1 protein-coding gene is annotated in these 1,035 nt (G+C 47.6%); it reads right to left on the bottom strand.

Translation table 11 applies throughout. The features are described 5' to 3' along the window. Nucleotides 1-135 precede the first annotated feature (135 nt). A partial coding sequence (locus tag QME03_RS09725; protein WP_281724246.1) for a TonB-dependent receptor plug domain-containing protein occupies nucleotides 136-1,035 on the bottom strand: 900 nt, incomplete at its 5' end.

Raw genomic sequence — 1,035 nt, 5'->3', positions numbered from 1 at the left:
TTGTCGGCATCTTGCCTATGATATTGTTTGAGCGTAGTGCACCACATTTTCAATAACAACATCGGCAATGTGTCCAGCAATACACAAAATCAAAACAACTCTACCCACTGTTTTTGGGTAAAAAAGACATAATACCTAGTACGAAAACTTCACCCCAAGAAACAAACTGCGGGGTTGAGTAGGTCCGTAAACATAGTCGGAGGCACGCGAAGCCCCTTTATCCAAATCCTTTTGGTAAGCATCGAGCATGTTTTGCACCCCCGCACTAGCCTCCAATTTCACCTGCTTAGTTATGTAGAAATTATAGGCAAGCTTCAGGTTAAGCGTGAGAAACGCGGGAGTGTGCTCAATGATAGCAAAGTCGTTGGTGCGCTCGCTCCCCCCTTTGGGGTGGCCAACATACATTCTACCCGTGTAAACGCCCGATAACGATAGGGCAAAATCGATGGTGGGATGCACAGTGAGGGTGAAATATCCGTAGGTGTTGGGCGTTCGCAGCAGACGTTTAGTGGTTTTAAACTCGGGAGCAGCATCGTCGTCCCATTCTTCGGGCGTGCGATAACGGCTGCTTTGCCAAGTAAAACCAGCTTGCAATTGCGCCCACGACGAGAGCGAAGCCTTGCCCTCGAGGTTAATTCCATACACCGTTGCACCGTTAGAATTGAAGCGTTCTTCAACACGTGCGCCATCAATAATCACATCATCAGCCAGTTTGCGTGTAGCAAACATGTTGTTAAGGCGTGTGTAAAAGCCCTCAATAAGAACGTTGGTTTGTACTGTTCCAAAACTTTTATAGAGGTCGGCCGATGCACTAAAGCTGTGCGAACGTTCCTCTTTCAAATCCTTAGCCAACGCAATTTTCACACGGTCGCCATCAGCAATACGCGTATGAAGGTCTTCATCAAAAGCCTGTGGGGCTCTAAATCCGCCAGCGTAAGTAAGTCGGAAATTGGTGTTGGGCGTGGGATTGTAGCGCAGATTAACGCGCGGACTAAAGATAAGATGCGAGATAAGGTTGTGTTTGTCTAGTCGTCC

Origin of the sequence: Hoylesella shahii (genome assembly GCF_937990675.1) — a bacterium.
Taxonomy (GTDB): Bacteria; Bacteroidota; Bacteroidia; order Bacteroidales; family Bacteroidaceae; genus Prevotella; species Prevotella shahii.
Note: the sequence above shows the minus strand (reverse complement) of the source record. Positions and strands in the feature narration are given on the sequence as shown.